Below are 26,589 nucleotides of genomic sequence, written 5' to 3'. Positions count from 1 at the left end.
GAGGCGGCTCTTGCTTGGCGTCCCTGATGTTGGGGCGTGCCAGTTTTATCCGCCTTGACCAAGCCCCGCTCGCGGGGCTTTGCTGTTTTCGGGTTGGCTGATGTGGGTCAAACGGGTTGGGCGGTGCTGTTCCTAAGCTGCAGGCTTTCACGATGAAGGCAGGAGAAGCATATGGCCGTGCTGGAATGGAGCGGAGCGCTGGCATTGGAGTTGCCGGCCATGGACGAGGTGCACCAGGAGTTCGTGCTGCTGCTGGCCGAGGTGGAGGCGGCCGATGATGCGCAGCTGTGCGTGCGCTGGGACGAGCTGATCGCGCATACGCAAGTGCACTTCGACCAGGAAGACCGCTGGATGCAGTCCACGCGGTTCACCAGCACCAACTGCCACAGCCTGCAGCACAAGGTGGTGCTGCAGGTGATGCGAGAGGGGGCGGCCAAGGCGGCAGCGGGGGATCTGGCCGTGATCCGCAGCATGGCGGGCGAGCTGGCGGCCTGGTTCGTGCACCATGCGCAGACCATGGATGCGGCGCTGGCCCTGCATCTGCGCAGCGCGGGCTTCGATCCCGCCACGGGCTCGCTGGCCCACCCCGAGGCCTTGCCCGAGCAGCCCATCACGGGCTGCGGCGGTGCCTGCGACGGCAGCGCCGACCGCGCGCGGGCCGTGCCGGCCTGATCCGGCGGGCCTTCAATCGGCCAGCCAGCCCGCTCAGGGCACGATCGCGGGCGAGGCCAGGATGGGGAAGATCTTCACCAGCCCGCCCGCCATCACCTCCACGGCCAGGGCCGCGAGGATCAGGCCCATGAGCCGCGTCATCACGTTGATGCCGGTCTTGCCCAGCACGCGCGCAATCGGGTCGGCCAGCGAAAAGCAGACCATCACCACCAGCGCCACCACCACGCCATAGCCCACCAGCGCCAGGTGCTGCCAGATGGTGCGTGCCTGGTCGGCATAGATCACCACGGTGGACATGGAGGCCGGCCCCGTCAGCAGCGGAATCGTCAGCGGCACCACGGCAATGCTGTTGCCCATGGCGGCCTTTTCCGCGCCTGCCGCCAGCGTGGGCGCGTTGGGCCGTTCCTCGGCCGGGCGGGCGTTGAGCATGTTCATCGCGCTGATCAGCAGCAGCAGGCCTCCGCCCACCTGGAAGCTCTGCAGCGAGATGTTGAAGAAGTCCAGCACCTGCAGCCCGATGATGGCGCAGGCCGCAATCACGCAGAACGAGGCCAGCGCCGCCGTGCGAATGGTCTGCTGGCGCTGCTGGGCGCTGAATCCCTCGGTGTAGTGGATGAAGAAGGGGACGATGGCCAGCGGGTTGATGATGGCCACCAAAGTGATCAGCGGTTTGAGGTCCATGGTTGCCTTGGAGCTAGAGGTTGCCGCCCGAGATATCGACCAGGCTGCCCGTGGTGTAGTGCGAGCCGTCGGACATCAGCCAGAGGATGGCGTCGGCCACCTCCTCGGCCCTGCCGCCGCGCTGCATGGGCACGTTGGGCGCCAGGCGCTCGACGCGGTCGGGCTGTCCGCCGCTGGCGTGGATGTCGGTCTCTATCAAGCCGGGCCGCACGGCGTTCACGCGTATGCCCTGGGCGGCGACTTCCTTGGCCAGGCCCAGCGTCATCACGTCCAACGCGCCCTTGGCGGCCGCATAGTCCACGTACTGGCCCGGTGCGCCCAGCCGCGAAGCGATGCTGGAGACGTTCACGATGGCGCCTCCCCTTCCGCCATGGCGGGTGCTCATGCACCGCACGGCCTCGCGCGCGCAGATGAAGCTGCCGATGGTATTGACGCGGAACATGCGCTCCAGCCGCTGCACGCTCATCTCGGCCACGGTCTGCGCGCGGTCCACCACACCGGCGTTGTTGACCAGGGCATCCAGCCGGCCGAACTGCGCATCCACCGCACCGAACAGGGCCAGCACCTCGGCTTCGTCGCCCACATCGGCCTGCACGGCCAGCGCGCGGGTGCCGGCCAGTTGCACGTCGGCCACCACGGCCTCGGCCGCATCGCGCTGGTGCTGGTAGCTGATCACCACGTCCCAGCCCCGGTGCGCTGCCATGCGTGCCGTTGCGGCGCCTATGCCGCGGCTGCCGCCGGTGATGAGCACGACTTTTCGTTCCATCGAATGTCTCCTGTGAAAGAATTGCCGCACGGGCCGGCCCGCCGCCATTACAGCATTGCGGGGCGCGTCCGCCCACCGGGAAATCACAACAGGTTCTCAGACAGAAAGGAACGCGGACATGGGCAGTTTTGTGCAGTTGACTTCATTGGATGGCACGTCTTCGCCGGCCTGGGTGGCCCGCCCCGACGTGCCCGCGCGCGGTGCCATCGTCGTGCTGCAGGAGATCTTCGGCGTCAACGCCCATATCCGCGCCGTGACCGACCGGCTTGCGGCGCGGGGCTATGTGGCCGTGGCGCCGTCACTGTTCACGCGTGTGGAGCCGGGTGTGGACCTGGGCTACGGCGACGCCGACCGTGCCAAGGGCATGGCGCTGAAATCCGCCGCCGAGGCGCTGCCCCAGCCCGGCGTGCTGCCCGAGATCGAGGCCGCCATCGCCCATGCCGCCACGCTGGTGCCCGGCGGCAAGGTGGGCATCGTGGGGTTTTGCTGGGGCGGCCTGTGGGCCTGGCGCGCGGCCTGCAACCTGCCCAGCCTGTCGGCTGCAGCCTGCTACTACGGCGGCGGCATGACCACGCCGCTGGAGATGGGCCGCGAGCCGCTGTGCCCCGTCATCGCCCACTTCGGCCGGCGCGATGCGCACATTCCCATGGACGCCGTGCAGGCCTTCGCCCAGGCGCAAAAGCATGTGCAGGTGCACCTGTACGACGCAGACCACGGCTTCAACTGCGACCAGCGCAGCGCCTACGACGAGGCCAGCGCCCTGCAGGCGCGCGATCGCACGCTGGCCTTCTTCGACCAGCACCTGGCCTGATCTGCCGTGCCGGGCGTGGCCCGGCATGGAAAATCCAGGCATCGGGATTTCCGGGAGTGCTGCTTGAAACCCGGTGCCTGATGCAATAGGCTTTCCAGAAGTCTCAACAGGAAAGGATGTCCATGCGACCGTCCGTGGTACTCGACATGAATCGCAGCGCAGTGCGTGAAATGGCCAGCCGTTTCCGCACTGCGAACCCGCGCGTCTTCGGCTCCGTGCTGCATGGCACCGACCGGGACGGCAGCGACCTCGACCTGCTGGTCGATGCATTGCCGGGCGCGACGCTGTTCGACCTGGGCGGCCTGCAGGACGAGCTGGAATCGCTGCTCGGCCTTCGCGTTGATCTGCTGACGCCCGGAGACCTGCCGCTGAAGTTCCGTGCCCAGGTGCTTGCGGAGGCGCAGCCGATATGAACGGGCATCGCCTTCCCGATTACCTCGATCACATACAGCAGGCCGCAACGGATGCCTGTAGCTTCGTGGAGGGCTTGGCCAAGGAGGATTTCCTGGAGGACAAGCGCACCCAGCAGGCCGTCATCATGAGCCTCGTCATCATCGGCGAGGCTGTCACGAAGGTCATGGATGGCTATGCCGAGTTCGCCCAGACACACGGGCAAGTGCCATGGCGCAACATGCGCGGCATGCGCAACCGCATCGCCCATGGCTATTTCGACATCAACCTCGATCTGGTGTGGGACACCGTGCAGACGGCCTTGCCTGAATTGCTCAGGCAATGGCCATCCATTCGCCGGGATGCGGACGGCGCCAGGCCGGGCTGACCGGTGCTGCGCGAGTGTCCGCAACTGGCCTGATCAACCCCCGGGGTCCGGATCACAGGCCGGCCCCGGCGTCGCCTTGCGCGCCTGCACGGTCTGCAGCGTGCCCCGCAGCGCGCGCTGCTGCGCGGTCAGGAAGCTCATCAGCCCGCCCAGGTCGCTCAGTTGTTGGTCTGGGCCAGCCATGCAGCACAGGTCGATCACCAGGCCCATCTGGTGCATGCAGTCCTTGAGGCGATAGACCTCGTATTCGGAAATGGGGTAGTACAGGCTGGTTTCTTGACCGGGCGTGCACACAGGGGCGAAGGGAAAGGCCGGGGTGATTGTTTCGCCGGGGACGGTGGTGTCAGCCATGGCGGCTCCTTTGCGACAGGTGTAGAACCTGCCTCCCCCCCGCCAAGAGGGGTGGCAGGACTGTGCAGGTTGGCGGACCGGGCAAAGGAGCCGGCACCCCCTTGCGGAGGTCCCGCACAGCCCCGCCAAAACGGAACTGTGCCCAGCGCAGCACACTGGGAAGATGGAAAAGCCGCTGTCTCGTTGTAAAGACAAACGGCTGCTGCTCCTTTGCTTTCGGGCCGCCAAGCCCGTATCCCCCGAGGGGATCGCGAAATGGTACTCCAAATGCGCGTCCTGCCGCGCTCTGAAGCCAGGTTCAACCTTGGGGTTGCTGCGCGTGCAGCCCCATGTGGTACAGCCCCCAGGGCGCCTGCGCAAAACGTTCCTTGAGCGGCTTGCCTGCCAGATCGGCAATGCGGTCGGCGTCATACATGGCCCATTGCGGGCCCAGGCCGCCCAGGCCCAGGCGCCGGCCGTCCATGTGCGTGGCCAGCAGCATGCGCCATTGCAGGGCCTGCGCCAGCGGCAGCTGGGCGCGGTAGCCGTCGATGGCCTGCAGGGTGATCCACTGGCCCTTGGCCGCTGCGGCGGCGGTGTCCACGCCGGCCGCCTGCAGCACGGTGGCCAGCAGCGGGCCGCGCAGCCGGTGGGGCTGGCCGTCGTATTCGATATGGGGCGTGATCTCCACCGTGGGCAGGCGCTCCAGCGCACCGGCCCCTGTGGTCCAGGCCGTGTCGAAGGCCAGGCCATGGTTTTTCAGCAGCAGATCGGCTACCGGGTCCAGCGGCCCCCGGTTGCCGCGCACGCCGGGGCCGCTGATGGTGAGCACGGCGGCTTCGGTGCTTTTTCCGGGGGCGGCGGGGGCGGCCAGGGCGCTTTCGCACAGGGCCAGGCCGGTGGCTGCGCTGGCGGCCAGCAGGCTGCGGCGTGAAAGCGGGCTCCGGCTTGCGGATGCGGTCATGGGGAACTCCTGGGGGTGCGTGGCGATGTGCCATCGCCGATTTTCCGTGAAGTGCCCATCCTGCGCGACAACGCTGCGCCCGCTGCGGTCAGCAGGCCCAGCAGCGCAAGCCCCCCGGCGCCCAGCGCTGGAATGGGCGCCGCAGATGGTGCAGGGGCCGCCGTGACGGTCACGGTGTTGCTGTCCGAGCCGGAGGTATTGCCATCACCGGGCACATAGCGCGCCTGCACCGTGGCCGTGCCCGGTGGCAGCCGGGGCACGCTGCAGCTGGCCTGCCCGCCGGTCACCGGAACGCTGGCGCACAGCACCTGCGTTCCGTTCAAGAAATCCACCGTGCCGCTGGCGCCGGCAGGCAGCGTGACCTGGGCGCTGAAAGTCACGCTCTGGCCATGGCCTGGCGCAGCGGGGGAGGCCGACAGGTGGGCGCTGGTGGCTGCCGGGCCGATCACCACGGTCACGGCTGCGGGTTCGGTGGTGGCGCCGTTGGCATCGGTGGCGGTCAGCGTGAAGCTGTAGCTGCCTGCCGCCTGCGTGGCTGGAGCCGAGAGGGTGCCGGCGGCCTGGCTGAAGCCTGCGGGCAAACCGCCCACGCTGTAGCTGAACGGCCCCACGCCGCCGCCGGGCACGGGCGCCAGCGGCTGGCTGTAGGCCGTGCCGTAGGTGCCGGAGGGCAGGCTTGCCGTGACGCTGAAGGCCGTGAAGCTGGCCTGTGCGCTCCTGGCTGCATCGATGGTGACGCTGCACGTGGACGTGCTGCCGCTGCAGGCATCACCCCAGGTGGCAAAGGCATGGCCAGCGTCGGGCGTGGCGGCCAGGGTCACCAGGGTGGGCGCGCCTTCGAAGTAGCCATAGCCGGCCTGGCACAGGCCGCCTGGGCGGCCGCAGTCCTGTATGGCACCCGTGGCTGCAGGCGGGGAGGCCTGCGCCGATACGCCGCCCGCGCCGCTGGTCAGAACGGTCAATGCCGCCTGGAAGACGTTCGCCTCCACGGCGCCGATGTCGCACCGCGCACCCTGGGGCCTGACCACGCCGCGCTGGTCCGTGCCAGGTGCGGCAGTGCAGGCCACCCCGTCCAGTGCCGGGCTGCCGGTGGTGTTCAACATGGTCTGGGTGGGGCCGCCGTGGCTGGCCAGGGGGCCGAGCTGCGGGTTGCCCGTGGTGAAGGCCAGGGCGCTGATGTCGGCATTGTTCAGGGCCTGCGCCAGGCCCAGCAGATTGTTGCTGCCGCTGGCATCGCTGGTGCCGCCATTGCGCAGGTCCAGCACCACGTCCCTGCCAGCGGGCTGTTTGGTGGCCGGCTCGAACACGCTGTCCTGGACAATGCTGGCCTGCATCTGCAGCGAGGCACCGCTGCGGGTGCAGCTGATGTTGCCACCCGCACTGCAGGCGGCCTGGGAATCGCCCAGGCTATAGATGGCGCCGCCTTGCGCGGCCGGGTTGTCGTCGCCATTGGCCTGCACGGTATTGCCGGCCAGGGTGGAGAAACGGATGGTGAGCACGCCGTTGTAGTTGAAAACGGCGCCACCCAGGCCGGCGCCGCCGCCGCTGCTGTTGCCCAGCCCGCCGTGTGCACCGTTGCCAGCCAGGGTGACCTGGTTCAGCGTCAAGGTGCCTGCGTTGTTGAAAATGGCCCCTCCCATGCCGCCTGCGCCACCGCCAGCGTCGAAGGGGCCGCCCCCACCGTTGCCGGCGCCGAAGCCGCCACCGCTGCCACGACGGCCACCACCACCGCCAAATCCGCCACCGCCGGAGCCGCCGCCGCCACCACCGAAGCCGCCGTTCTTGCCGCTGGCGCTGCCACTGCCACCGCCCAGGCCGCCATCGTTCGGGCCGCCAGCGTTCGGCCCTCCCCCCGGGGACAAAGTCCCATCCTCGCCCACGCCGGCACCTGCAAAGGAGTTCAAGGAAAGCCTGCCTCCTTGCCCCCCTTGTGCGTGATTGCGCGTGAGCGTGCTGCGTTCGATGGTGAGCTGGCCCCGATTGAAGATGGCACCGCCCGCACCCAGCGCGCCGCCGCCAAAGCGGCTGGAGCCGCCTGTGGCCTGCCCCCCGGCCAGGGTCAGGCCGCGCAGGACCAGGCCACCCTGCGCATCGATGTCGAACAGCCGGAAACCGGGTGCGGTACCGAGGCGCTGCACGCTCACGCCCTGGGGCGTCAGGCCATTGGCGGTGGCATCGATGGTGATGTGCTTGCCGCTGATGAAGAAGGCGCTGGGGCCGAACTGCGAGACGTAGCCGGGCCAGCTGGCCAGCGGCAGGCAGGTGGCGCCGGCGGCCTGCCCGGTGTCCAGGCAGTTGGTAAAGCGGGTCAGCGAGATGGTTTGTCCATCCAGGGCCGCGCCGAAGACGATGGTGTCGCCATCGGCGGCATGGTTGATGGCGTCGCGCAGGGTGTCGCAGTTGCGGTCGCCTGCGGCAGGCGAGCATTGCGCACGAGACAGCGGCTCGGTGTCTGCAATCTCGCCGGCGGTGGTGACGGTGAGTGTGGCGGCCTGGGCCGCGGCGCCGGCAAGGGCCAGTGCCAACCCGACCGTCAGGCCCGGCAATGTCCGGACCCAGGGGCTTGGCGTGGGTATGGGTGGTACGTCGGCTGCAGCAGACGGGTGGATGATGGACATGGCGGACCCCCTCGGTAGGCACAGCATCTCGGTGATGTGCTGAAGAGGGCAAATCTATGGGGTGTCCGGCTTTCTGTATGTCCCCCGTTCGGGCTACATGGCCGATGAGAGGGGCGGGGTCGCCATGCCGCTCATGTCGCCCATGTCGCCTATCCGGGCGACATGACAGCGGTCTTGTTCCATGTGAACATGCGGCCCTCGCCACGCACTCCACCTCCATGGACACGCACACAGACCCTTCCTCTGCCGCCGCGACGGGTGGCGCCACACCCATCCGCGTGGCCGTGGTGGAGGACGACGCCGCCTGCCGCCACGCCCTGGTGGGCGTGATCAATGCCGCGAAGGACATGGTCCTGTGCTGGGCGGCAGCCAGCCGCACGGAGGCCCTGCACCAGCTCGGCCGGGCCGATGGGGCCGGTGCCATGGACGTGATGCTGGTGGACCTGGGCCTGCCCGACGGCAGCGGCCTGGAGGTGATTGCTGCCGTGCGTGCCCGCCATCCCGGGGCGGCGGTGATGGTCAGCACCATCTTTGGCGACGAGCAGCATGTGCTGGCCGCCATCGAGGCCGGCGCCATGGGCTATCTGCTCAAGGACCTGGCCGCCGACGCGGTGCTGGAGGAAGTGCGCAGCCTGCACGCGGGCGGCAGCCCCATCAATCCCATGGTGGCGCGCAAGCTGCTGCTGCGCCAGCAGCGGGCCGGGGCGGTGGCAGGGCTGGAACGGCCTGTGGAGCCGCAGGCCGCCGCGCAGGCGCTGTCTGCGCGCGAGCTGGAAGTGCTGCGCCTGGTGGCGCGCGGCCATACGCTGGACGAGGTGGCGCGCCAGCTGGGCGTGTCGCGCCATACGGTGCGCACCTTCGTGCGGCGCATCTACGGCAAGCTGCAGGTGTCCAGCCGCACGCAGATGATGCATGTGGCGTTGCAGCGCGGCTGGCTGGCCGAGGGGCGGCAATGAGCGCCGCCAGGGTGGGCAGATGACGCAGCCGCTGCTGCGGGGGAGGGTCTTGCTGGTTTCGGCGGGACTGGTGGCGCTGGCGATGCTGCTGGCGGGGGCGTTCGGGCTGCGTGGCCCCGCCGCAGGCGAAGCGGTGCAACTGCGCCAGGCGCAGCTGTGGCGGTCAGACAGCCCGCACTGGGCGCCGCCTGCGGCGCTTGCGTCGGCCGACGACGCGGTGCTGGATGCATCGACGCCGTGGAGCGATGTGGACCTGCCCTATGGGGGCGACAGGGCCGTGTCGGGCAGCGGCGACCTGGCCGCGGCGCCGCCCGAGGTGCGCTGGTTCCGCGCCGTGGTGCCGCCCGAGGCGCTGGCGCCCACGCCCCAGGGCGCGCGCCTGTACATCCCGCGTTGGCAGACGGTGGGTACGGTGGCGGTGTATGTGGACGGGGCGCTGGCCTGGCAGACGCGCGGCAGCCGGGTGTGGAACAGTTTCAACCGGCCGGTGTGGCTGGACCTGGGCGGGCTGGCGCAGCCGGGCAGGCCGCTGCAGGTGCATGTGCGCATGGCCAGCCAGCAGGGCGTGGGCGGGGCGCTGTCCAGCCTGTGGGCGGGGCCGGCCGAGTCGCTGCGCCTGTCCTGGCGGCTGCGCAGCCTGCTCCAGGCCGATCTGGTGGTCTACACAGCGGGCTCCTACCTGGTGCTGGGCCTGTTCGCGCTGGCGCTGTGGACGCTGCAGCGGCGGCGCGGGGATGTGGTGTTCCTGCTGTTCTTCCTGATGTCGCTGTGCCAGTTGCTGGGCTCGCTGCAGTTCATGGTGGACGGCGAGGGGCTGGCCCTGTCGGACGGCTGGTTCTCCTGGCTGACGCTGGCCGGCCTCATGGGCGCCACGGTGGCGGCCTTCCATTTCCTGTGCCTGATGCAGCGCAGGCGCCGGCCCTGGCTGGCCCGGGTGCTGCAGGGCTATGTGGGGACGGTGCTGCTGGTGGCGGTGCCGCTGTGGGGGCCGGCGCACGAGACCATCCTGCCGCTGCTGCGGCTGCTGATGGTGCCGCCGGAGATCCTGGTGCTGTGCATGGCCGTGGCGGGCGCCTGGCGCATGCGCGATGGCGGCAGCACCATGCTGGCGGTGTGGATGCTGCTGTCGTTTCCCATCGGCTTCCATGACCTGGCGCTGCAAAGCTACCTGATCAGCATAGAGAGCATCTACCTCACGCCCTATGTGTACCTGGGGCTGTTCACGCTGTTCCTGCTGGTGGCCTACCGGCGCTACAACGGCGCGCTGGCCGTGGCCGAGAACGCCAACCTGCATCTGGCGGAACGGCTCAAGGCCCAGGAGGCGGAGCTGGCCCAGGCCCATGAGCGCCTGCTGGCCGTGGAGCGCGAGCAGACGCTGATGCAGGAGCGCCAGCGCCTGATGCGCGAGATGCACGACGGCGTGGGCTCCTCGCTGATGAGCGCGCTGCGCGTGGTGGAGTTCAACCAGGCCGGCACGGTGGACATGGTGCAGCTGCTGCAGGAGTGCATCGATGACCTGAAGCTGTCCATCGACTCGCTGGAGCCGCTGGACTGCGACCTGCTGGCGCTGCTGGCCGGGCTGCGCTACCGGCTGGGGCCGCGCCTGGAGGGGGCGGGGCTGCGGCTGCACTGGGAGGTGAGCGACCTGCCCGCGCTGCCCTGGCTGGATGCGCAGGCCGCCCTGCATGTGCTGCGCATCCTGCAGGAGGTGCTGACCAACATCATCAAGCACAGCGGCGCGCGCGAGATTACGGTGCGCACGGCCCAGGCCCCCCTGGACGGCCGGGCCGGCGTGCAGGTGCTGGTGGAGGACGACGGCCACCCCTTCGACCGCGCCCAGGCACCCACCGAGGGCCGCAAGGGACTGGCGAACATGCGCACGCGCGCGCTGGCGCTGCAGGCGCGGCTGGACTGGGCGCCGCTGGCCGGCGGCAATCGCTTCACGCTGTGGATGCCGCTGGAGCGGGCGGGGTCCTAGTCCTGCGCCGTGCGCGCCATGTAGCGCTTGCGCCAGAAGAACACGGTCAGGCCCACGGCAATCGTCGTCATCGAGCCCATGGCCCACCAGAAGCCGTCCTGCTTGTGCACCAGGGGGATGAATTCGAAGTTCATGCCGAAGATGCCGGCAATCAGGTTCAGCGGCAGGAAGACGGCCGTCAGCGCGGTCAGCGTGCGCATGATGTCGTTGGTGCGGTTGCTCTGCACCGAAAAATGCATCTGCACCACGGTCTCGGTGCTTTGCTCCAGCCGCCGCACATGGTGGACCACGCGCTCTATGTGTTCCAGCACGTCGCGGCTGCGCACCTTGAGCAGGTCCAGCTCGCGCAGCGCCGCCGCGCCCTCGGGAGGCGCCCAGGTCTCCAGCGCGTCCGTCCAGTCCTGCACGGCGGCGCGCTGGTCTTCGCAGACTTCGTCCAGCTCATGCAGGGCCAGCCGTGCGTCCAGCAGCGCCCCCCAGTTGGCAAAGCGCGTGCGCGGGCGCAGCAGCTCGGTCTGCCAGTGGTCCAGCTGGCGAGACAGTTCGCGGCGCAGGTCGAGGAAGCCGTCCACGATGAGGTTGACCACGCGCAGCATGAGGTCGGCCGGGCTGGCCGGCAGCCGCGTGCCGGATGTGGGGTTCAGCCGTCCCTCGCGCAGATCGCTGGGCATGGCGGCCAGCAGCCGCGCGGCATAGGCGTCGCGCACGGTGCAGTCGTCGGGGTGCACGGACAGCAGCACCTGGTCGAACATGGCAAAGCCCACGGGGCTGGTGTCGATGTTGCGCAGCACGGGCGGGCCTGTGCGGCGCACGGGAGGCGAGGGGGGCGCCGCCTGCGCCGCAGGCGAAGAGGCCGTGCCGGCCTGCGCGGCGGCACGCGCCTGCCCGCTGGCCAGGCGGCGAAAGACCAGCAGGTCGTACTGCGAGGTGTAGTCGTAGCGCGATGGCAGCTGGGCGTTGAGCAGGTCCGAGACATGCAGGTCCACCAGCTGCTGGCCCGACAGCAGCTGCAGCGTGCGCTGCACCTCGGCCAGCCGCTCCTGCAAGGTGGCGCGGGTGCAGGAGATCCACAGGAAGCCCTGCGCGGGCGCCTGCCCGGGCAGGTCGGCCAGTTCGGTGGCGCCGCCCGGCTGCAGGTGGAAGATGCGCATGTTCCTGGCGTTCCCGGCTGGGGGAGCGGCTCCCGTGCCCGTGGGCGGCGTCACCGGCGGCATGCGTTCAGCCGCGCAGCTTGCGCGCGGCGTCGATGGCGAAATAGGTCAGGATGCCGTCGGCACCCGCACGCTTGAAGGCCAGCAGCGATTCCATCATCACCTGGTCATGGTCCAGCCAGCCGTTGGCGGCGGCGGCCTTGAGCATGGCGTACTCGCCGCTGACCTGGTAGGCGAAGGTGGGCACGCCGAATTCGTCCTTGACGCGGCGCACCACGTCCAGGTACGGCATGCCGGGCTTGACCATGACCATGTCGGCACCCTCGGCCAGGTCCTGGGCGACTTCGCGCAGGGCCTCGTCGGTGTTGGCGGGGTCCATCTGGTAGACGTTCTTGTCGGCCTTGCCCAGCGCGCCGCGCGTGCCCACGGCGTCGCGGAACGGGCCGTAGAAGGCGCTGGCGTACTTGGCGCTGTAGGCCATGATGCGGGTGTGGATGTGGCCGTGGGCCTCCAGCGCCTCGCGGATGGCGCCGATGCGGCCGTCCATCATGTCGCTGGGCGCCACCATGTCCACGCCGGCCTCGGCATGGGTGAGCGCCTGGCCCACCAGGACCTGCACGGTCTCGTCGTTGATGATGTAGCCGGACTCGTCGAGGATGCCGTCCTGGCCGTGGCTGGTGTAGGGGTCCAGGGCCACGTCGGTCATCACGCCCAGTTGCGGGAACTCCTTCTTGAGCGCCCGCACCACGCGCGGGATCAGGCCGTCGGGGTTGAGCGCCTCCTTGCCGTCGGGCGTCTTCAGCGAGGTCTCGATGGCGGGGAACAGCGCCAGGAACGGGATCTCCAGCTGCACGCACTGCTCTGCCACGGGCAGCAGCAGGTCCAGGCTCAGGCGGTCCACGCCGGGCATGGAGGGCACGGCCTCGCGCTGGTTCGTGCCTTCGTGCACGAACACGGGGTAGATGAAGTCATGGGCCGTGAGCACGTTCTCGCGCACCAGATTGCGCGTGAAGGCGTCGCGGCGCAGGCGGCGGGGGCGGTTGAGCGGGAAGGGGGTGGGGCTGGACAGATGCATGCCGAAAATTGTGCCCCATTCCCGCCGCAGGCCCCGCAACCCCGGCGACGACGCCGGCACGCGGGACTCGGCTTTTGCGCCTGCGCAGCCTGGCGCACCCCTGTACGCACGTACACTGCCCGCATGCTGTGGGTCAAAGCCTTTCATATCGTTTTCGTGGCAAGCTGGTTCGCGGGCCTGTTCTATCTGCCTCGCATCTTCGTCAATGTGGCCATGGTCACGCCCGGCTCGGTGGCCGAGCGTGAGCGCCTGCTGCTCATGGCACGCAAGCTGCTGCGCTTCACCACGCTGCTGGCCGTGCCCGCATTGGGCCTGGGCCTGTGGCTGTACCTGGGCTACGGCATCGGCAAGGGGCCGGGCAACGGCTGGATGCATGCCAAACTGGCCGGCGTGCTGCTGGTCATCGGCTACCACCATGCCTGCGGGCGCCTGCTGCGCAAGCTGATCGACAACCGGGACCAGCACAGCCACCGCTGGTTCCGCTTCTTCAACGAGGTGCCGGTGCTGCTGCTGGCGGCCATCGTCATCCTGGTGGTCGTCAAACCTTTCTGAGAAACCGTTCCAACGAAGAGGGAGGCAGGGCGTGGTGCAAAAGACTTCGGCCTGGCCGCTGGCACTGGTCTATGCGGTGCTCATCGTTTTCGCCAGCCTGTTTCCCTTCGATGGCTGGCGTGCCCAGGGCATTGATCCGCTGGTCTTCCTGACGGCAAAGATCCCGCCGCCGTACTGGACCTGGTTCGACGTCAATACCAATATCGTCGGCTACGCGCCGCTGGGCTTTTTCCTGGCGCTGGCCCTGGTGCGCAGCGGCAGCCCGCGCGCGGCCGTGCCGCTGGCGGCGCTGGCAGGCACCCTGCTGTCGCTGTCCATGGAGTTCCTGCAGATCTACCTGCCGCGGCGCGTTCCCTCCAATCTGGATCTGGTGCTCAATGCGGGCGGCACCTTGTTGGGCGCGCTGGTGGCGCTGCTGCTGGAGCGCCTGGGCGCCCTGGCGCGCTGGAGCGCCTTTCGCACCCATTGGCTGGGCGAGGATGGCGGCGGCGCCATGGTGCTGCTGGCGCTGTGGCCCTGGGCGCTGCTCTTTCCCGCCGCCGTGCCCTTTGGCCTGGGCCAGGTGCTGGAGCGGCTGGAGCAGGGGCTGCTGGATCTGCTCGAAGGCACGCCCTTTCTCATGTGGCTGCCGCTGCGCGAGTCGGCCCTGACGCCGCTGTCGCCCGTGACCGAGATGCTGTGCGTGATGCTGGGCCTGTGGGTGCCCTGCCTGCTGGCCTATTGCGTGATGCGCCACATGGGTCGGCGCGCCGTGCTGGCGGGCTCGGCCATTGTGATCGGCATCGCGGTCTCGGCGATGTCGGCCGCGCTGAGCTGGGGGCCTGCCCATGCCTGGGAGTGGGTGGACCTGCCGGTGCGCATGGGCGTATGGGGCGGCGTGGGCCTGGCCATGGTGGCCCTGCCGCTGCCGCGCCGCGCCTGTGCAGCCCTGCTGATGCTGGTGCTGGTGCTGCAACTGAGCATCCTGAACCAGGCGCCCACCAGTGCCTATTTCTCCGAGACGCTGCAGGCCTGGGAGCAGGGGCGTTTCATCCGCTTCTACGGGCTGGGGCAGTGGCTGGGCTGGCTGTGGCCCTATGCCACCCTGGTCTACGTGCTGCTCAGGGTGGCGCGCCGCGATGCAGGGCCGCTGCCGCCTGCACCTTCAGCGCCCCCGGCGCCTTCGGGGCAGCAGACGCAGGCCTAGAATCCGCTGCATGAGCGAAAACCCACGTCCCGGGGCCGAAGGCGGCCAGCAAGGCGCAGGCAACTACTATGCGCGCCACATCTTCTTTTGCCTCAACGAGAGGCCTGGCGGCGAGGACTGCTGTGCGCTGCACGGCGCCAAGGCAGGCTTCGACCACTGCAAGAAGCAGGTCAAGCAGCTGGGCCTGGCCGGCAAGGGCCAGGTGCGCGTGAACAAGGCCGGCTGCCTGGACCGCTGCGCGGGCGGGCCCGTGGCCGTGGTCTACCCCGAAGGCACCTGGTACACCTTCGTGGACGAGACCGATATCGACGAGATCGTCGAGTCCCATCTCAAGAACGGCCAGCCCGTGGAGCGCCTGCTGCTGCCGCCCGACGTGGGCCGCTGAGCACCGGCTGGAACTTTGGGCCTTTCCGGGCATCAGTGCTTTGTCAGCTTGGACTGGCTGCTACTACTAGGATAGCGATTGTGAATGCGCAGACCGAACGTTTGACCCTGACCGGCCTTGCCGGGGCCGTGGAGGCCCTGCGCGACGCGCCGGCCGCCGATGCGACTGCGCGCGGCGTGGCCATCATCGCCCACCCCCATCCGCTGTTTGGCGGCACCATGGACAATAAGGTGGTGCAGACCCTGGCGCGGGCTTTCGTGCAGTGCGGCTACACGGCCGTACGCTTCAACTTCCGTGGCGTGGGTGCCAGTGCCGGCGAGCACGACGCAGGCATCGGCGAGGCCGAGGACATGCTGTCCGTGGTCCGCCAGGTCGCTCCCGAAGGGCCGATCGCGCTGGCGGGCTTTTCCTTCGGCGCCTTCGTCACCAGCCATGTGCTGGCGCGCCTGTGGAATGAAGGCCGGGTGGAAAAGGCTGTGCTGGTGGGCACGGCGGCCAGCCGTTTCTCGGTGGCCCCCGTGCCGCCCGAAGCCCATGACCGGACATTGGTGGTGCACGGCGAGGCCGATGACACGGTGCCGCTGTCGGCCGTCATGGACTGGGCGCGCCCGCAGATACTGCCTGTTACCGTCGTGCCCGGGGGCGGTCATTTCTTTCACGGACAATTGCCGCTGCTCAAGAGTCTCGTGGTCCGCCATTTGCGCTCACTTCCCTAGCGGCCCGCGCCGCTGCTCAATAGGCCCGCCCCAGCCGGCGGGCATCTTCCGCCTTTCCTGCTTTACCTGCCCTTTAGCGAGAGTTTTCCTCATGAAGCCCATTTCCTCCACGCTGCGAGTCCTGGCACTGGCAGCGGCCATGGCGCCGGCCCTGGCGCTGGCGCAGATCACCCCGCCCCAGCCGCCCGAGATCGCGGCGCGCAACTATCTGCTGGTCGATGTCACCGCCAACCAGGTGCTGGGTGCCAAGGACATCGATGCGCCCATCGAGCAGGCCTCGCTGACCAAGCTCATGACCGGCTACCTGGTCTTCGACGCACTGCGCGCCAAGAAGATCACGCTGGAGCAGCGCCTGCCCGTCAGCGAGCGCGCCTGGAAGATGCCGGGCTCGCGCATGTTCATCGACCCCAAGATGCAGGTGCCGGTGGATGACCTGATCAAGGGCATGATCGTGCAGTCCGGCAACGACGCCACCATGGCCCTGGCCGAAGGCGTGGGCGGCTCGGCCGAGAACTTCGTGCGGCTCATGAACGAGCAGGCCAAGGCGCTGGGCATGAAGAACACCAGCTACAAGAACCCCGAAGGCCTGACCGAGCCCGGCCACCTGACCACGGCGCGCGACCTGTCCATCCTCGCGCAGCGCCTGATGCAGGACTTCCCCGAGTACATGCACTACTACTCGACCAAGAAGTACTTCTACCCGGGCACGCCGGCCTCCAACGGCACCAACCGCAACTCGCTGCTGTTCCGCGACCCGACCGTGGACGGCCTCAAGACCGGCCACACCGCTGCGGCCGGCTACTGCCTGGTGGCCACGGCCAAGCGCGATCTGCCCAACGTGGGCAGCCGCCGCCTGATCTCCATCGTGCTGGGCGCCGCCAGCGAGAACGCGCGCGCCAATGAAAGCCAGAAGCTGCTGAACTGGGGCTATGCGGCCTTCGACTCGGTCAAGCTGTTCGATGCCGAGCAGGCCGTGGCCACGCCCGAGGTCTGGAAGGGCAAGGCGGGCACCGTCAAGATCGGCCGCACCACGCCCATCGTGGTCACCGTGCCGGCCGGCAGTGGCGGCAAGCTGAGCACCGAAGTCGTGCGCCAGGACCCGCTGATCGCTCCGTTCACCAAGGGCCAGGCCATGGGCACGCTCAAGGTCAAGCTGGGAGCCGACACCGTGGCCGAAGTGCCGCTGGTGGCGCTTGAAGGCGTGGAGCAGGCTGGCTTCTTCGGCCGTGCCTGGGATGCGATCCGCCTCTGGATCAAGTAAGCCCCGCGCCTGTCGCGCAGGCCCTCGCGTACCGGCTTGAAGGGGGTGCAGTTGTGCGATCTCCTGCAAGCTGGTACAGTCGAGGGCTTTTCGGAATTTCCGAAGGGATTCACGTTTTCGCTTTTCGCAAGCAATTCACGTTTAGGGACGTTTATTAATGCCAACCATTAACCAACTCGTGCGTCAGGGCCGCACGGTCGAAGTTGTCAAATCCAAGAGCCCTGCTATGGAAAACTGCCCTCAGCGCCGCGGCGTGTGCACCCGTGTGTACACCACGACGCCCAAGAAGCCTAACTCCGCTCTGCGTAAGGTTGCCAAGGTGCGCCTGACCAACGGCTTCGAGGTCATCTCCTACATCGGTGGTGAAGGCCACAACCTGCAAGAGCACAGCGTTGTGCTGGTGCGCGGCGGCCGTGTGAAGGACTTGCCCGGTGTGCGTTACCACATCGTGCGTGGCTCCCTTGACCTGCAAGGCGTCAAGGACCGCAAGCAAGCCCGTTCCAAGTACGGCGCGAAGAAGCCCAAGGCCAAGTAAGCCCTGCGTTTTTTCGAAGAAGGTGCTGTATCCCGCGTGGCGCGAGATCCAGCGTAGTGACCCCAAACGCAAGTGTTTTGCGCGGGTCGAGTAAGTGGGAGTCCTGTTGGCTCTCGCGGTGTCTGAAAAGACGCCAACTGAAGCAAGATAGAGGTAAAAAATGCCACGTCGTCGCGAAGTCCCCAAACGTGAAATCCTGCCGGATCCCAAGTTCGGCAATGTCGAGCTGTCCAAGTTCATGAACGTGATCATGGAAGGCGGCAAGAAGGCGGTCGCAGAACGCATCATCTACGGTGCCCTGGACCTGATTCAAAAGAAGCACCCTGACAAAGACCCGCTGGAAGCCTTCATCGTTGCCATCAACAACGTGAAGCCCATGGTCGAAGTGAAGTCCCGCCGCGTCGGCGGTGCCAACTACCAGGTGCCCGTCGAAGTGCGTCCCGTGCGTCGCCTGGCCCTGTCCATGCGTTGGCTGAAGGAAGCTGCACGCAAGCGCGGCGAGAAGTCCATGGCCCAGCGCCTGGCCAACGAGCTGCTCGAGGCCACCGAAGGCCGTGGCGGCGCCATGAAGCGCCGTGACGAAGTGCACCGCATGGCCGAAGCCAACAAGGCGTTCAGCCACTTCCGCTTCTAAGAGCGCTTCGCTCCTGATCAGACGGGCCGCATGCATTTTTGCCTGCGGCCTTGTCTCGATTAGGAGCATCCCCAGATAAGACTGCTGTCCGTCTGCACCATGAGGCTGGAACGGGCAGAGACTCCCTCCATACGATCAATCAAGGATCCATCATGGCTCGCAAGACCCCCATCGAGCGCTACCGCAATATCGGTATCTCCGCCCACATCGACGCCGGCAAAACCACCACCACCGAACGTATCCTGTTCTACACCGGTGTGACCCACAAGCTGGGCGAAGTGCACGACGGCGCTGCTACGACCGACTGGATGGAGCAAGAGCAAGAGCGCGGCATCACCATCACTTCCGCTGCAGTGACTTGCTTCTGGAAGGGCATGGACCTGTCCTACCCCGAGCACCGTTTCAACATCATCGACACCCCCGGCCACGTGGACTTCACCATTGAGGTGGAGCGTTCCATGCGCGTGCTGGACGGCGCCTGCATGGTGTACTGCGCCGTGGGCGGCGTGCAGCCCCAGTCGGAAACCGTGTGGCGTCAGGCCAACAAGTACAAGGTGCCTCGTCTGGCCTTCGTGAACAAGATGGACCGTACCGGCGCCAACTTCTTCAAGGTCGTCGAGCAGATGAAGCTGCGCCTGAAGGCCAACCCCGTGCCCGTCGTGATCCCGATCGGTGCCGAAGAAAACTTCAAGGGCGTGGTCGACCTCGTCAAGATGAAGGCCATCATCTGGGACGAAGCCTCGCAAGGCATGAAGTTCGAATACCACGAAATCCCCGCCGAGCTGGTGGAGACCGCCAACAAGTGGCGTGAAAACCTCGTGGAAGCCGCTGCCGAAGCCAGCGAAGACCTGATGAACAAGTACCTGGAAGAAGGTACTCTGTCCGAAGAAGACGTGAAGGCCGGCCTGCGCGCTCGTACGCTGGCTACCGAAATCCAGCCCATGCTGTGCGGTACCGCCTTCAAGAACAAGGGTGTGCAGCGCATGCTGGACGCCGTGATCGACTACCTGCCGGCGCCTGTGGACATCCCTGACGTCACCGGTACCGATCCCGAAAACGAAGAAACCAAGCTCAGCCGCAAGGCAGACGACGGCGAAAAGTTCTCGGCCCTGGCCTTCAAGCTGATGACCGACCCGTTCGTCGGCCAGCTGACCTTCGTGCGCGTGTACTCGGGCGTCCTGACCAAGGGCGACACCGTGTTCAACTCGGTCAAGGGCAAGAAGGAGCGTATCGGCCGTATCGTGCAGATGATGGCCAACGAGCGCGTGGAAGTCGAAGAAATCCGCGCCGGCGACATCGCTGCCTGCGTGGGCCTGAAGGACGTGACCACCGGCGAAACGCTGTGCGCCGTCGAAGCTCCCATCGTGCTGGAACGCATGGTCTTCCCCGAGCCCGTGATTGCACAGGCCGTGGAGCCCAAGTCCAAGGCCGACCAGGAAAAGATGGGCATCGCCCTGTCGCGCCTGGCGGCCGAAGACCCGTCGTTCCGCGTGCGTACCGATGAGGAATCGGGCCAGACCATCATCGCCGGCATGGGCGAGCTGCACCTGGAAATCATCGTTGACCGCATGAAGCGCGAATTCAACGTGGAAGCCAACGTGGGCAAGCCCCAGGTGGCCTACCGCGAAACCATTCGCCAGAAGGTTACCGATGTGGACGGCAAGTTCGTTCGCCAGTCCGGCGGCAAGGGCCAGTACGGCCACGTCGTGCTGACCCTGGAACCCCAGGAAGCCGGCAAGGGCTTCGAGTTCGTCGACGAAATCAAGGGCGGTGTGGTTCCTCGCGAATACATCCCTGCGGTCGAGAAGGGCGTGATCGAGGCGCTGACTTCCGGCGTGCTGGCCGGCTACCCCGTGGTGGACGTCAAGGTGCGCCTGACCTTCGGTTCGTACCACGATGTGGACTCGAACGAAATGGCCTTCAAGATGGCTGCCATCTTCGGCTTCAAGGAAGGCGCCAAGAAGGCCAGCCCCGTCATCCTCGAGCCCATGATGGCCGTGGAAGTCGAGACGCCTGAAGACTACGCCGGCACCGTGATGGGCGACCTGTCCTCGCGTCGCGGCATGGTCCAGGGCATGGACGACATGGCCGGCGGTGGCAAGTCCATCAAGGCCGAAGTGCCGCTGTCGGAAATGTTCGGCTACGCCACTTCGCTGCGTTCGCAGACGCAAGGCCGCGCTACGTACACGATGGAGTTCAAGCACTACGCCGAAGCTCCCCGCAACGTGGCCGAAGCCATCGTGGCTGCTCGCGCCAAGTAAGGCTTTTTGTATAATCGAAGGCTTTTGAGTCGCAGCCCCTGAAAAGGGGCTGCGATTTTTGCCGGTCTGCGATCCCATGCCGTCCTGTCACCTGTGCGGGGCGACCAAGCAATGGGATGCAGACCTTAAACATCACACAGGTTTTGCTCTTTCGGAGAAATCATGGCAAAGGAAAAATTCGAGCGGACCAAGCCCCACGTCAACGTGGGCACCATCGGTCACGTGGACCACGGCAAGACGACCCTGACGGCTGCCATCGCCACCGTTCTGTCCAAGAAGTTCGGCGGCGAAGCCAAGGCTTACGACCAGATCGACGCAGCACCTGAAGAAAAGGCCCGCGGCATCACGATCAACACCGCCCACGTCGAGTACGAAACGGCCAACCGCCACTACGCTCACGTTGACTGCCCCGGCCACGCCGACTACGTCAAGAACATGATCACCGGCGCTGCTCAGATGGACGGCGCTATCCTGGTGTGCTCGGCCGCTGACGGCCCGATGCCCCAGACCCGCGAGCACATCCTGCTGGCTCGTCAGGTGGGCGTGCCCTACATCATCGTGTTCCTGAACAAGTGCGACATGGTGGACGACGAAGAGCTGCTGGAGCTGGTCGAAATGGAAGTGCGCGAGCTGCTGGCCAAGTACGACTTCCCCGGCGACGACACCCCCATCATCCGCGGCTCGGCCAAGCTGGCCCTGGAAGGTGACGCAAGCGACAAGGGCGAGCCCGCCATCCTGCGTCTGGCTGAAGCCCTGGACACCTACATCCCCACGCCCGAGCGCGCTGTGGACGGTGCCTTCGCAATGCCCGTGGAAGACGTGTTCTCGATCTCCGGCCGTGGCACCGTGGTGACCGGTCGCGTTGAGCGCGGCATCATCAAGGTCGGCGAAGAAATCGAAATCGTCGGTATCCGCGACACCCAGAAGACCATCGTCACCGGCGTGGAAATGTTCCGCAAGCTGCTGGACCAAGGCCAGGCTGGCGACAACGTGGGCCTGCTGCTGCGCGGCACCAAGCGTGAAGACGTGGAACGCGGCCAAGTGCTGTGCAAGCCCGGCTCCATCAAGCCCCACACCCACTTCACGGCTGAGGTGTACGTGCTGTCCAAGGACGAAGGTGGTCGCCACACTCCGTTCTTCAACAACTACCGTCCCCAGTTCTATTTCCGCACGACCGACGTGACCGGCTCCATCGAGCTGCCCGCCGACAAGGAAATGGTGATGCCTGGCGATAACGTGTCGATCACCGTCAAGCTGATCGCCCCCATCGCCATGGAAGAAGGTCTGCGCTTCGCTATCCGCGAAGGCGGCCGTACCGTGGGCGCTGGCGTGGTTGCAAAGATCATTGCGTAATTCTTAGAAAACTAGGAATACACAATGTCCAAGCAAAAAATCCGCATCCGCCTGAAGGCGTTTGACTACAAGCTGATCGACCAGTCGGCTGCTGAAATCGTTGACACTGCCAAGCGCACCGGCGCCATCGTCAAGGGTCCCGTGCCCCTGCCGACACGCATGAAGCGCTTCGACATCCTGCGCTCGCCGCACGTCAACAAGACCAGCCGCGACCAGTTCGAAATCCGCACTCACCAGCGCCTGATGGACATCGTTGACCCGACTGACAAGACGGTTGACGCTCTGATGAAGCTGGACCTGCCCGCAGGTGTGGACGTCGAGATCAAGCTGCAATAAGTACTTCACAGGTCCCTTGCGGGGCCGTTGAAGGGCTTTGATTTAACGCGAACTTGCTTGAAAAGGCAGTTCGCGTTAAAATTTGGGGCTTCGCCTTTCTTGAGCGAAGTTTTATCAACCTTCTTTCGTGCGCAAGGCCTTGGACATCTGGGGCGGGAGCGCAACGCTGGGCCAATTGCAGTTTCAGCGGCGGAAGTTTTGGAGCAAACAAATGAGTCTGAGCAACTCCCTCGGGTTGCTGGGTCGCAAGGTGGGCATGATGCGTCTGTTCACTGATGATGGGGACGCAGTGCCTGTCACAGTGGTGGATGTGTCGAACAACCGCGTGACTCAGGTCAAAACCCAAGAGAACGATGGCTACGTGGCCCTGCAGGTCACTTTCGGTTCGCGCAAGGCATCTCGCGTGACCAAGCCAGAAGCCGGCCACCTTGCCAAGGCAGGTGTCGAAGCCGGTGAAGTGATGGGTGAATTCCGCGTGACCGAAGAAACCGCTGGCAAGTACGCCGCAGGCTCCGTCCTGCCCGTCGCCGAGCTGTTCTCGGTGGGCCAGAAGGTGGACGTGCAAGGCACTTCCATCGGTAAGGGCTTCGCCGGCACCATCAAGCGTCACAACTTCCGCTCGCAGCGCGCCTCGCACGGCAACAGCCGTTCGCACAATGTTCCCGGTTCCATCTCGATGGCCCAGGATCCAGGTCGCGTGTTCCCGGGCAAGAAGATGACCGGCCACATGGGCGATGAAACCATCACCACCCAAAATCTCGACGTGGTTCGCATTGACGAAGCACGCCAACTGCTCTTGATCAAGGGCGCTGTTCCGGGCTCCAAGGGTGGCTTCGTGACGGTGCGCCCCGCCATCAAGGCCAAAGCTTCCAAGGGAGCGAACTAATGCAGCTCGAACTCCTGAATGAACAAGGCCAGGCCGCATCCAAGTTTGATGCGCCCGAGACTGTTTTCGGCCGTGAATTCAACGAAGACCTCGTCCACCAGATCGTGATCGCCTACCGTGCCAACGCACGCCAGGGCACTCGCGCTCAGAAGGACCGCGAGCAGGTTCGTCACACGACCGCCAAGCCGTTCAAGCAAAAGGGCACCGGCCGTGCTCGTGCCGGTATGTCCTCCTCGCCTCTGTGGCGTGGCGGCGGCCGCATCTTCCCGAATCTGCCTGAAGAAAACTTCACGCAGAAGATCAACAAGAAGATGTACCGCGCCGGCATGGTTGCCATCCTGTCGCAGCTGGCCCGCGAAGGCCGTCTGGCCGTGGTGGACTCGCTCAAGCTCGAAAGCCCCAAGACCAAGGTGCTGGCCGACAAGTTCAAGGCCATGAACCTGGAATCGGTCATGGTGATCGCTGAAGAAGTCGACGAGAACCTGTACCTGGCTTCCCGCAATCTGAAGAACGTGTTCGTGGTCGAGCCGCGCTACGCCGACCCCGTGTCGCTGGTGCACTACAAGAAAGTGCTCGTCACCAAGGGTGCGATCGACAAACTCAAGGAGATGTTCGAATGAGCACGCTCAAGTTTGACGAAGGTCGTCTGATGCAGGTGTTGGTTGCTCCCATCGTGTCCGAAAAGGCCACCATGGTTGCAGAGAAGTCCAACGCCGTGACGTTCAAGGTGCTGCAGAGCGCCACCAAGCATGAAATCAAGGCCGCCGTGGAACTGATGTTCAAGGTGGAAGTTGCTGGTGTCTCCGTGGTGAACATCAAGGGCAAGACCAAGCGCTTTGGCAAGACCACCGGCCGCCGCGACCACGTTCGCAAGGCCTACGTGATGCTCAAGCCCGGTCAAGAGCTGAACCTGTCCGGGGAGGCTGCGTAATCATGGCTGTTATCAAGCTCAAACCGACGACCCCCGGCCAACGCGGCACGGTCAAGGTCACGCGTGACCATCTGCACAAGGGTGCAGGTTTCGCCCCCCTGCTGGAGCCTCAGCACCAGAAGTCGGGCCGTAACAACAACGGTCACATCACCACCCGTCACAAGGGCGGTGGCCACAAGCACCACTATCGCGTGGTGGACTTCAAGCGCACCAAGGACGGCATCCCCGCCAAGGTCGAGCGCATTGAGTACGACCCCAACCGTACGGCCCACATCGCTCTGGTGTGCTATGCCGACGGCGAGCGTCGCTACATCATTGCTCCGCGCAACCTGGAAGTCGGCGCAACGATCGTCAGCGGTTCGGAAGCCCCGATCCGCGTGGGCAACACCCTGCCGATCCGCAACATCCCCGTGGGTTCGACCATCCACTGCATCGAACTGAAGATCGGCGCTGGCGCGCAGATCGCCCGTTCGGCAGGTACGTCGGCTACGCTGCTGGCCCGTGAAGGCATCTACGCCCAAGTGCGTATGCGTTCCGGCGAAGTGCGCAAGGTGCACATCGAATGCCGCGCGACCATCGGTGAAGTCGCCAACGAAGAGCACAGCCTGCGCCGTCTGGGCAAGGCCGGTGTGAAGCGCTGGATGGGTATCCGCCCGACCGTTCGCGGCGTGGTGATGAACCCTGTCGATCACCCGCACGGTGGTGGTGAAGGCAAGACCGGTGAAGGTCGTCACGCTGTTGACCCATGGGGCAACCTGACGAAGGGCTACCGTACCCGTAACAACAAGCGCACGCAGTCGATGATTGTGTCGCGTCGTAAGAAGTAAAGGGTAGCAAATGACTCGTTCTCTTAAAAAGGGTCCGTTTGTTGACCATCACTTGCTGGCAAAGGCCGAGAAGGCCGTCGCCACCAAGGACAAGAAGCCCGTCAAGACCTGGTCGCGTCGCTCCATGGTTCTGCCCGAGTTCATCGGTCTGACCATTGCCGTGCACAACGGCAAGCAGCACGTGCCCGTGTATGTGACTGACCAGATGGTCGGCCACAAGCTCGGCGAATTCGCGCTGACCCGTACCTTCAAGGGTCACCCGGCGGACAAAAAAGCCAAGAAGTAAGGAATAGAACATGTCTGAAACACGTGCTGTTCTCCGTGGCGTCCGCCTGTCTGTGGACAAGGGTCGCCTGGTCGCGGACCTGATCCGCGGCAAGAAAGTGGACCAAGCCCTGAACATCCTGACGTTCACGCAGAAAAAAGCTGCCGTGATCATCAAGAAGGTGCTCGAGTCCGCCATCGCCAACGCCGAGCACAACGACGGCGCCGACATCGACGAACTGAAGGTCAAGACCATCTTCGTCGAACAAGGCACCACGCTCAAGCGCTTCACCGCGCGTGCAAAGGGCCGCGGCAATCGCATCAGCAAGCCCACGTGCCACGTGTACGTGACGGTTGGCAACTGAAAGGCCTGGGAAGAATATGGGACAGAAAATCCATCCTACCGGCTTCCGCCTGGCTGTTAGCCGCAACTGGGCCAGCCGTTGGTACGCAAGCAACCGCGACTTCGCCGGCATGCTGGCCGAAGACATCAAGGTGCGCGAGTTCCTGAAGGCCAAGCTGAAGAACGCCGCCGTGTCGCGCATCCTGATCGAGCGTCCTGCAAAGAACGCCCGCATCACGATCTTCTCGGCACGTCCTGGTGTCGTGATCGGCAAGAAGGGCGAGGACATCGAGAACCTGAAGAAGGAACTCGCAACCCGTCTGGGCGTGCCCGTGGCTGTGAACATCGAAGAAGTGCGCAAGCCTGAAATCGATGCCAAGCTGATCGCCGACTCGATCTGCCAGCAGCTCGAAAAGCGCATCATGTTCCGCCGCGCCATGAAGCGTGCGATGCAAAACGCCATGCGTCTGGGTGCCCAAGGCATCAAGATCATGTCTTCGGGCCGTCTGAACGGTATCGAAATTGCACGCTGCGAGTGGTACCGCGAAGGCCGTGTGCCACTTCACACGCTGCGCGCCGACATCGACTATGGCTTCTCCGAAGCCAAGACGACCTACGGCGTGATCGGTGTGAAGGTCTGGGTCTACAAGGGTGACACGCTGGGTCGTAACGACCTGCCGGCAGCCGAGACCCCCCGCCCCGAAGAAGAGCGTCGTCCTCGCGGCCCCCGTCGCGATGGTCGCGGCGATGGTCGTCGTGACGGTGCTGGCCGTGGTGCCCGCCGCCCCGCAGGCGCTAACGCAGCACCTGCAGACGGCAGCGACAAGCCCGCCGGCGCTGGCGCTGATTCCGTTAAGCGCGTTCGCAAGACTGACGCGCCCGCTACAGCAGCGGACGGTAAAGGAGAATAAAGATGCTGCAACCTGCTCGCCGCAAATACCGCAAGGAGCAAAAGGGTCGCAACACCGGTATTGCAACGCGTGGTAACTCCGTTGCTTTCGGTGACTTCGGCCTGAAGTCCACTGACCGTGGTCGCCTGACGGCACGTCAGATCGAAGCGGCTCGCCGCGCGATCTCGCGTCACGTCAAGCGCGGCGGTCGTATCTGGATCCGCGTGTTCCCGGACAAGCCAATCTCTACCAAGCCCGCAGAAGTGCGTATGGGTAACGGTAAGGGCAACCCCGAGTACTACGTGGCCGAAATCCAGCCCGGCAAGGTGCTCTACGAAATCGTGGGCGTCCCTGAAGAGCTGGCTCGTGAAGCGTTCCGCCTGGCCGCTGCAAAGCTGCCGCTGCGTACGACCTTCGTGTCCCGTCAAATTGGTGCCTAAGGAGAACAA

Annotated in this window: 31 protein-coding genes; 24 read left to right on the top strand and 7 right to left on the bottom strand. The window is 65.9% G+C overall.

The genetic code is table 11. The features are described from left to right. Window positions 1-171 precede the first annotated feature (171 nt). Complete coding sequence (locus AC5I49_RS00505) at window positions 172-672, top strand: hemerythrin domain-containing protein (protein ID WP_016448532.1); 501 nt, start codon at window positions 172-174, stop codon at window positions 670-672. Window positions 673-705: 33 nt separating this feature from the next. On the opposite strand, the gene AC5I49_RS00500 is transcribed toward AC5I49_RS00505, so the two are convergent. Both AC5I49_RS00500 and AC5I49_RS00495 read right to left on the bottom strand, forming a co-directional pair. Continuing rightward, window positions 706-1,353, bottom strand: a complete 648-nt coding sequence (locus tag AC5I49_RS00500; RefSeq protein ID WP_016448531.1) for a MarC family protein — start codon at window positions 1,351-1,353, stop codon at window positions 706-708. A gap of 13 nt (window positions 1,354-1,366) precedes the next feature. Continuing rightward, window positions 1,367-2,119 (bottom strand): SDR family oxidoreductase, encoded by a 753-nt coding sequence (locus AC5I49_RS00495; RefSeq protein WP_043791099.1) that lies wholly within the window; start codon window positions 2,117-2,119, stop codon window positions 1,367-1,369. A gap of 118 nt (window positions 2,120-2,237) precedes the next feature. Here AC5I49_RS00495 and AC5I49_RS00490 point away from each other — a divergent pair, with 118 nt between their 5' ends. The 3 genes from AC5I49_RS00490 (at window position 2,238) to AC5I49_RS00480 (ending at window position 3,708) form a co-directional block, all read left to right on the top strand. Then, entirely contained in the window at window positions 2,238-2,930 is a 693-nt protein-coding gene (locus tag AC5I49_RS00490; protein WP_209803125.1) for a dienelactone hydrolase family protein, read from the top strand. Window positions 2,931-3,052: 122 nt separating this feature from the next. Then, window positions 3,053-3,343 carry a nucleotidyltransferase family protein gene (locus AC5I49_RS00485; protein WP_013800234.1) on the top strand — a complete coding sequence of 97 codons (291 nt, stop codon included), beginning with the start codon at window positions 3,053-3,055 and terminating at the stop codon, window positions 3,341-3,343. Continuing rightward, entirely contained in the window at window positions 3,340-3,708 is a 369-nt protein-coding gene (locus AC5I49_RS00480; protein WP_013800235.1) for a HepT-like ribonuclease domain-containing protein, read from the top strand. Before AC5I49_RS00485 ends, AC5I49_RS00480 begins: the two co-directional genes overlap by 4 nt. 33 nt (window positions 3,709-3,741) lie before the next feature. Here AC5I49_RS00480 and AC5I49_RS00475 read toward each other — a convergent pair whose 3' ends face one another. From AC5I49_RS00475 to AC5I49_RS00465, 3 genes are all read right to left on the bottom strand, one after another. After that, window positions 3,742-4,059 (bottom strand): hypothetical protein, encoded by a 318-nt coding sequence (locus AC5I49_RS00475; RefSeq protein ID WP_017405501.1) that lies wholly within the window; start codon window positions 4,057-4,059, stop codon window positions 3,742-3,744. A gap of 298 nt (window positions 4,060-4,357) precedes the next feature. Further along, window positions 4,358-5,002: a molybdopterin-dependent oxidoreductase gene (locus tag AC5I49_RS00470; protein WP_043791101.1), complete on the bottom strand. Its 645-nt coding sequence runs from the start codon at window positions 5,000-5,002 to the stop codon at window positions 4,358-4,360. After that, on the bottom strand, window positions 4,999-7,620 hold the full coding sequence (locus AC5I49_RS00465) for a choice-of-anchor Q domain-containing protein (RefSeq protein ID WP_495788685.1): 2,622 nt from the start codon (window positions 7,618-7,620) through the stop codon (window positions 4,999-5,001). The genes AC5I49_RS00470 and AC5I49_RS00465 overlap by 4 nt, the downstream gene beginning before the upstream one ends. 218 nt (window positions 7,621-7,838) lie before the next feature. Here AC5I49_RS00465 and AC5I49_RS00460 point away from each other — a divergent pair, with 218 nt between their 5' ends. After that, on the top strand, window positions 7,839-8,576 hold the full coding sequence (locus AC5I49_RS00460) for a response regulator (RefSeq protein ID WP_272206874.1): 738 nt from the start codon (window positions 7,839-7,841) through the stop codon (window positions 8,574-8,576). A gap of 19 nt (window positions 8,577-8,595) precedes the next feature. Beyond that, on the top strand, window positions 8,596-10,554 hold the full coding sequence (locus AC5I49_RS00455) for a sensor histidine kinase (protein WP_495788684.1): 1,959 nt from the start codon (window positions 8,596-8,598) through the stop codon (window positions 10,552-10,554). On the opposite strand, the gene AC5I49_RS00450 is transcribed toward AC5I49_RS00455, so the two are convergent. Both AC5I49_RS00450 and hemB read right to left on the bottom strand, forming a co-directional pair. Then, a complete protein-coding gene (locus tag AC5I49_RS00450) occupies window positions 10,551-11,768 on the bottom strand; it encodes a magnesium transporter CorA family protein (RefSeq protein ID WP_495788683.1) in 1,218 nt (405 codons plus the stop codon). The two genes, AC5I49_RS00455 and AC5I49_RS00450, sit on opposite strands and share 4 nt — an antisense overlap. A 4-nt stretch (window positions 11,769-11,772) precedes the next feature. Then, on the bottom strand, window positions 11,773-12,780 hold the full coding sequence (gene hemB, locus AC5I49_RS00445) for a porphobilinogen synthase (RefSeq protein WP_034347899.1): 1,008 nt from the start codon (window positions 12,778-12,780) through the stop codon (window positions 11,773-11,775). 123 nt (window positions 12,781-12,903) lie between these two features. Between hemB and AC5I49_RS00440 the strand changes: the two genes are divergently transcribed. The 18 genes from AC5I49_RS00440 to rplP all read left to right on the top strand — a co-directional run bounded on the left by AC5I49_RS00440 (window position 12,904) and on the right by rplP (window position 26,580). Further along, window positions 12,904-13,332: a CopD family protein gene (locus AC5I49_RS00440; RefSeq protein ID WP_016453572.1), complete on the top strand. Its 429-nt coding sequence runs from the start codon at window positions 12,904-12,906 to the stop codon at window positions 13,330-13,332. Between the two features lie 31 nt (window positions 13,333-13,363). Then, window positions 13,364-14,518, top strand: a complete 1,155-nt coding sequence (locus tag AC5I49_RS00435; RefSeq protein WP_074922622.1) for a VanZ family protein — start codon at window positions 13,364-13,366, stop codon at window positions 14,516-14,518. A 10-nt stretch (window positions 14,519-14,528) separates the two neighbouring features. Further along, window positions 14,529-14,903 (top strand): (2Fe-2S) ferredoxin domain-containing protein, encoded by a 375-nt coding sequence (locus AC5I49_RS00430; protein WP_016448519.1) that lies wholly within the window; start codon window positions 14,529-14,531, stop codon window positions 14,901-14,903. A gap of 80 nt (window positions 14,904-14,983) precedes the next feature. Next, window positions 14,984-15,619 (top strand): alpha/beta hydrolase, encoded by a 636-nt coding sequence (locus tag AC5I49_RS00425; RefSeq protein WP_495788682.1) that lies wholly within the window; start codon window positions 14,984-14,986, stop codon window positions 15,617-15,619. A gap of 91 nt (window positions 15,620-15,710) precedes the next feature. Then, window positions 15,711-16,880 carry a D-alanyl-D-alanine carboxypeptidase family protein gene (locus tag AC5I49_RS00420; RefSeq protein WP_016453570.1) on the top strand — a complete coding sequence of 390 codons (1,170 nt, stop codon included), beginning with the start codon at window positions 15,711-15,713 and terminating at the stop codon, window positions 16,878-16,880. Window positions 16,881-17,037: 157 nt separating this feature from the next. Then, the gene (gene rpsL, locus AC5I49_RS00415; RefSeq protein WP_003059441.1) at window positions 17,038-17,415 is read left to right on the top strand and encodes a 30S ribosomal protein S12; all 378 of its coding nucleotides are present in this window, start codon (window positions 17,038-17,040) and stop codon (window positions 17,413-17,415) included. A 160-nt stretch (window positions 17,416-17,575) separates the two neighbouring features. Beyond that, on the top strand, window positions 17,576-18,049 hold the full coding sequence (rpsG, locus tag AC5I49_RS00410; protein ID WP_016448516.1) for a 30S ribosomal protein S7: 474 nt from the start codon (window positions 17,576-17,578) through the stop codon (window positions 18,047-18,049). Between the two features lie 152 nt (window positions 18,050-18,201). After that, window positions 18,202-20,310 carry an elongation factor G gene (gene fusA / locus AC5I49_RS00405; RefSeq protein WP_016448515.1) on the top strand — a complete coding sequence of 703 codons (2,109 nt, stop codon included), beginning with the start codon at window positions 18,202-18,204 and terminating at the stop codon, window positions 20,308-20,310. A gap of 162 nt (window positions 20,311-20,472) precedes the next feature. Continuing rightward, window positions 20,473-21,663 (top strand): elongation factor Tu, encoded by a 1,191-nt coding sequence (tuf, locus tag AC5I49_RS00400; RefSeq protein WP_016448514.1) that lies wholly within the window; start codon window positions 20,473-20,475, stop codon window positions 21,661-21,663. Between the two features lie 24 nt (window positions 21,664-21,687). After that, the gene (gene rpsJ, locus AC5I49_RS00395) at window positions 21,688-21,999 is read left to right on the top strand and encodes a 30S ribosomal protein S10 (RefSeq protein ID WP_003059431.1); all 312 of its coding nucleotides are present in this window, start codon (window positions 21,688-21,690) and stop codon (window positions 21,997-21,999) included. 211 nt (window positions 22,000-22,210) lie between these two features. After that, a complete protein-coding gene (gene rplC / locus AC5I49_RS00390; RefSeq protein ID WP_012202329.1) occupies window positions 22,211-22,885 on the top strand; it encodes a 50S ribosomal protein L3 in 675 nt (224 codons plus the stop codon). Then, window positions 22,885-23,505 carry a 50S ribosomal protein L4 gene (gene rplD, locus AC5I49_RS00385; RefSeq protein ID WP_012202330.1) on the top strand — a complete coding sequence of 207 codons (621 nt, stop codon included), beginning with the start codon at window positions 22,885-22,887 and terminating at the stop codon, window positions 23,503-23,505. The genes rplC and rplD overlap by 1 nt, the downstream gene beginning before the upstream one ends. Next, entirely contained in the window at window positions 23,502-23,816 is a 315-nt protein-coding gene (gene rplW / locus AC5I49_RS00380; RefSeq protein ID WP_012202331.1) for a 50S ribosomal protein L23, read from the top strand. The genes rplD and rplW overlap by 4 nt, the downstream gene beginning before the upstream one ends. A 2-nt stretch (window positions 23,817-23,818) precedes the next feature. Beyond that, window positions 23,819-24,643, top strand: coding sequence for a 50S ribosomal protein L2 (gene rplB, locus AC5I49_RS00375; RefSeq protein WP_012202332.1), 825 nt, complete (start codon window positions 23,819-23,821; stop codon window positions 24,641-24,643). A gap of 10 nt (window positions 24,644-24,653) precedes the next feature. Further along, on the top strand, window positions 24,654-24,929 hold the full coding sequence (gene rpsS, locus AC5I49_RS00370) for a 30S ribosomal protein S19 (protein WP_012202333.1): 276 nt from the start codon (window positions 24,654-24,656) through the stop codon (window positions 24,927-24,929). A gap of 10 nt (window positions 24,930-24,939) precedes the next feature. Continuing rightward, the gene (gene rplV, locus AC5I49_RS00365) at window positions 24,940-25,272 is read left to right on the top strand and encodes a 50S ribosomal protein L22 (RefSeq protein WP_012202334.1); all 333 of its coding nucleotides are present in this window, start codon (window positions 24,940-24,942) and stop codon (window positions 25,270-25,272) included. 16 nt (window positions 25,273-25,288) lie between these two features. Beyond that, on the top strand, window positions 25,289-26,161 hold the full coding sequence (gene rpsC / locus AC5I49_RS00360; protein ID WP_012202335.1) for a 30S ribosomal protein S3: 873 nt from the start codon (window positions 25,289-25,291) through the stop codon (window positions 26,159-26,161). 2 nt (window positions 26,162-26,163) lie between these two features. Then, window positions 26,164-26,580 (top strand): 50S ribosomal protein L16, encoded by a 417-nt coding sequence (rplP, locus tag AC5I49_RS00355; protein ID WP_012202336.1) that lies wholly within the window; start codon window positions 26,164-26,166, stop codon window positions 26,578-26,580. Window positions 26,581-26,589 lie beyond the last annotated feature (9 nt).

The sequence above is a fragment of the Delftia sp. genome (assembly GCF_059499305.1).
This window is presented reverse-complemented; position numbering and strand designations above follow the sequence as displayed.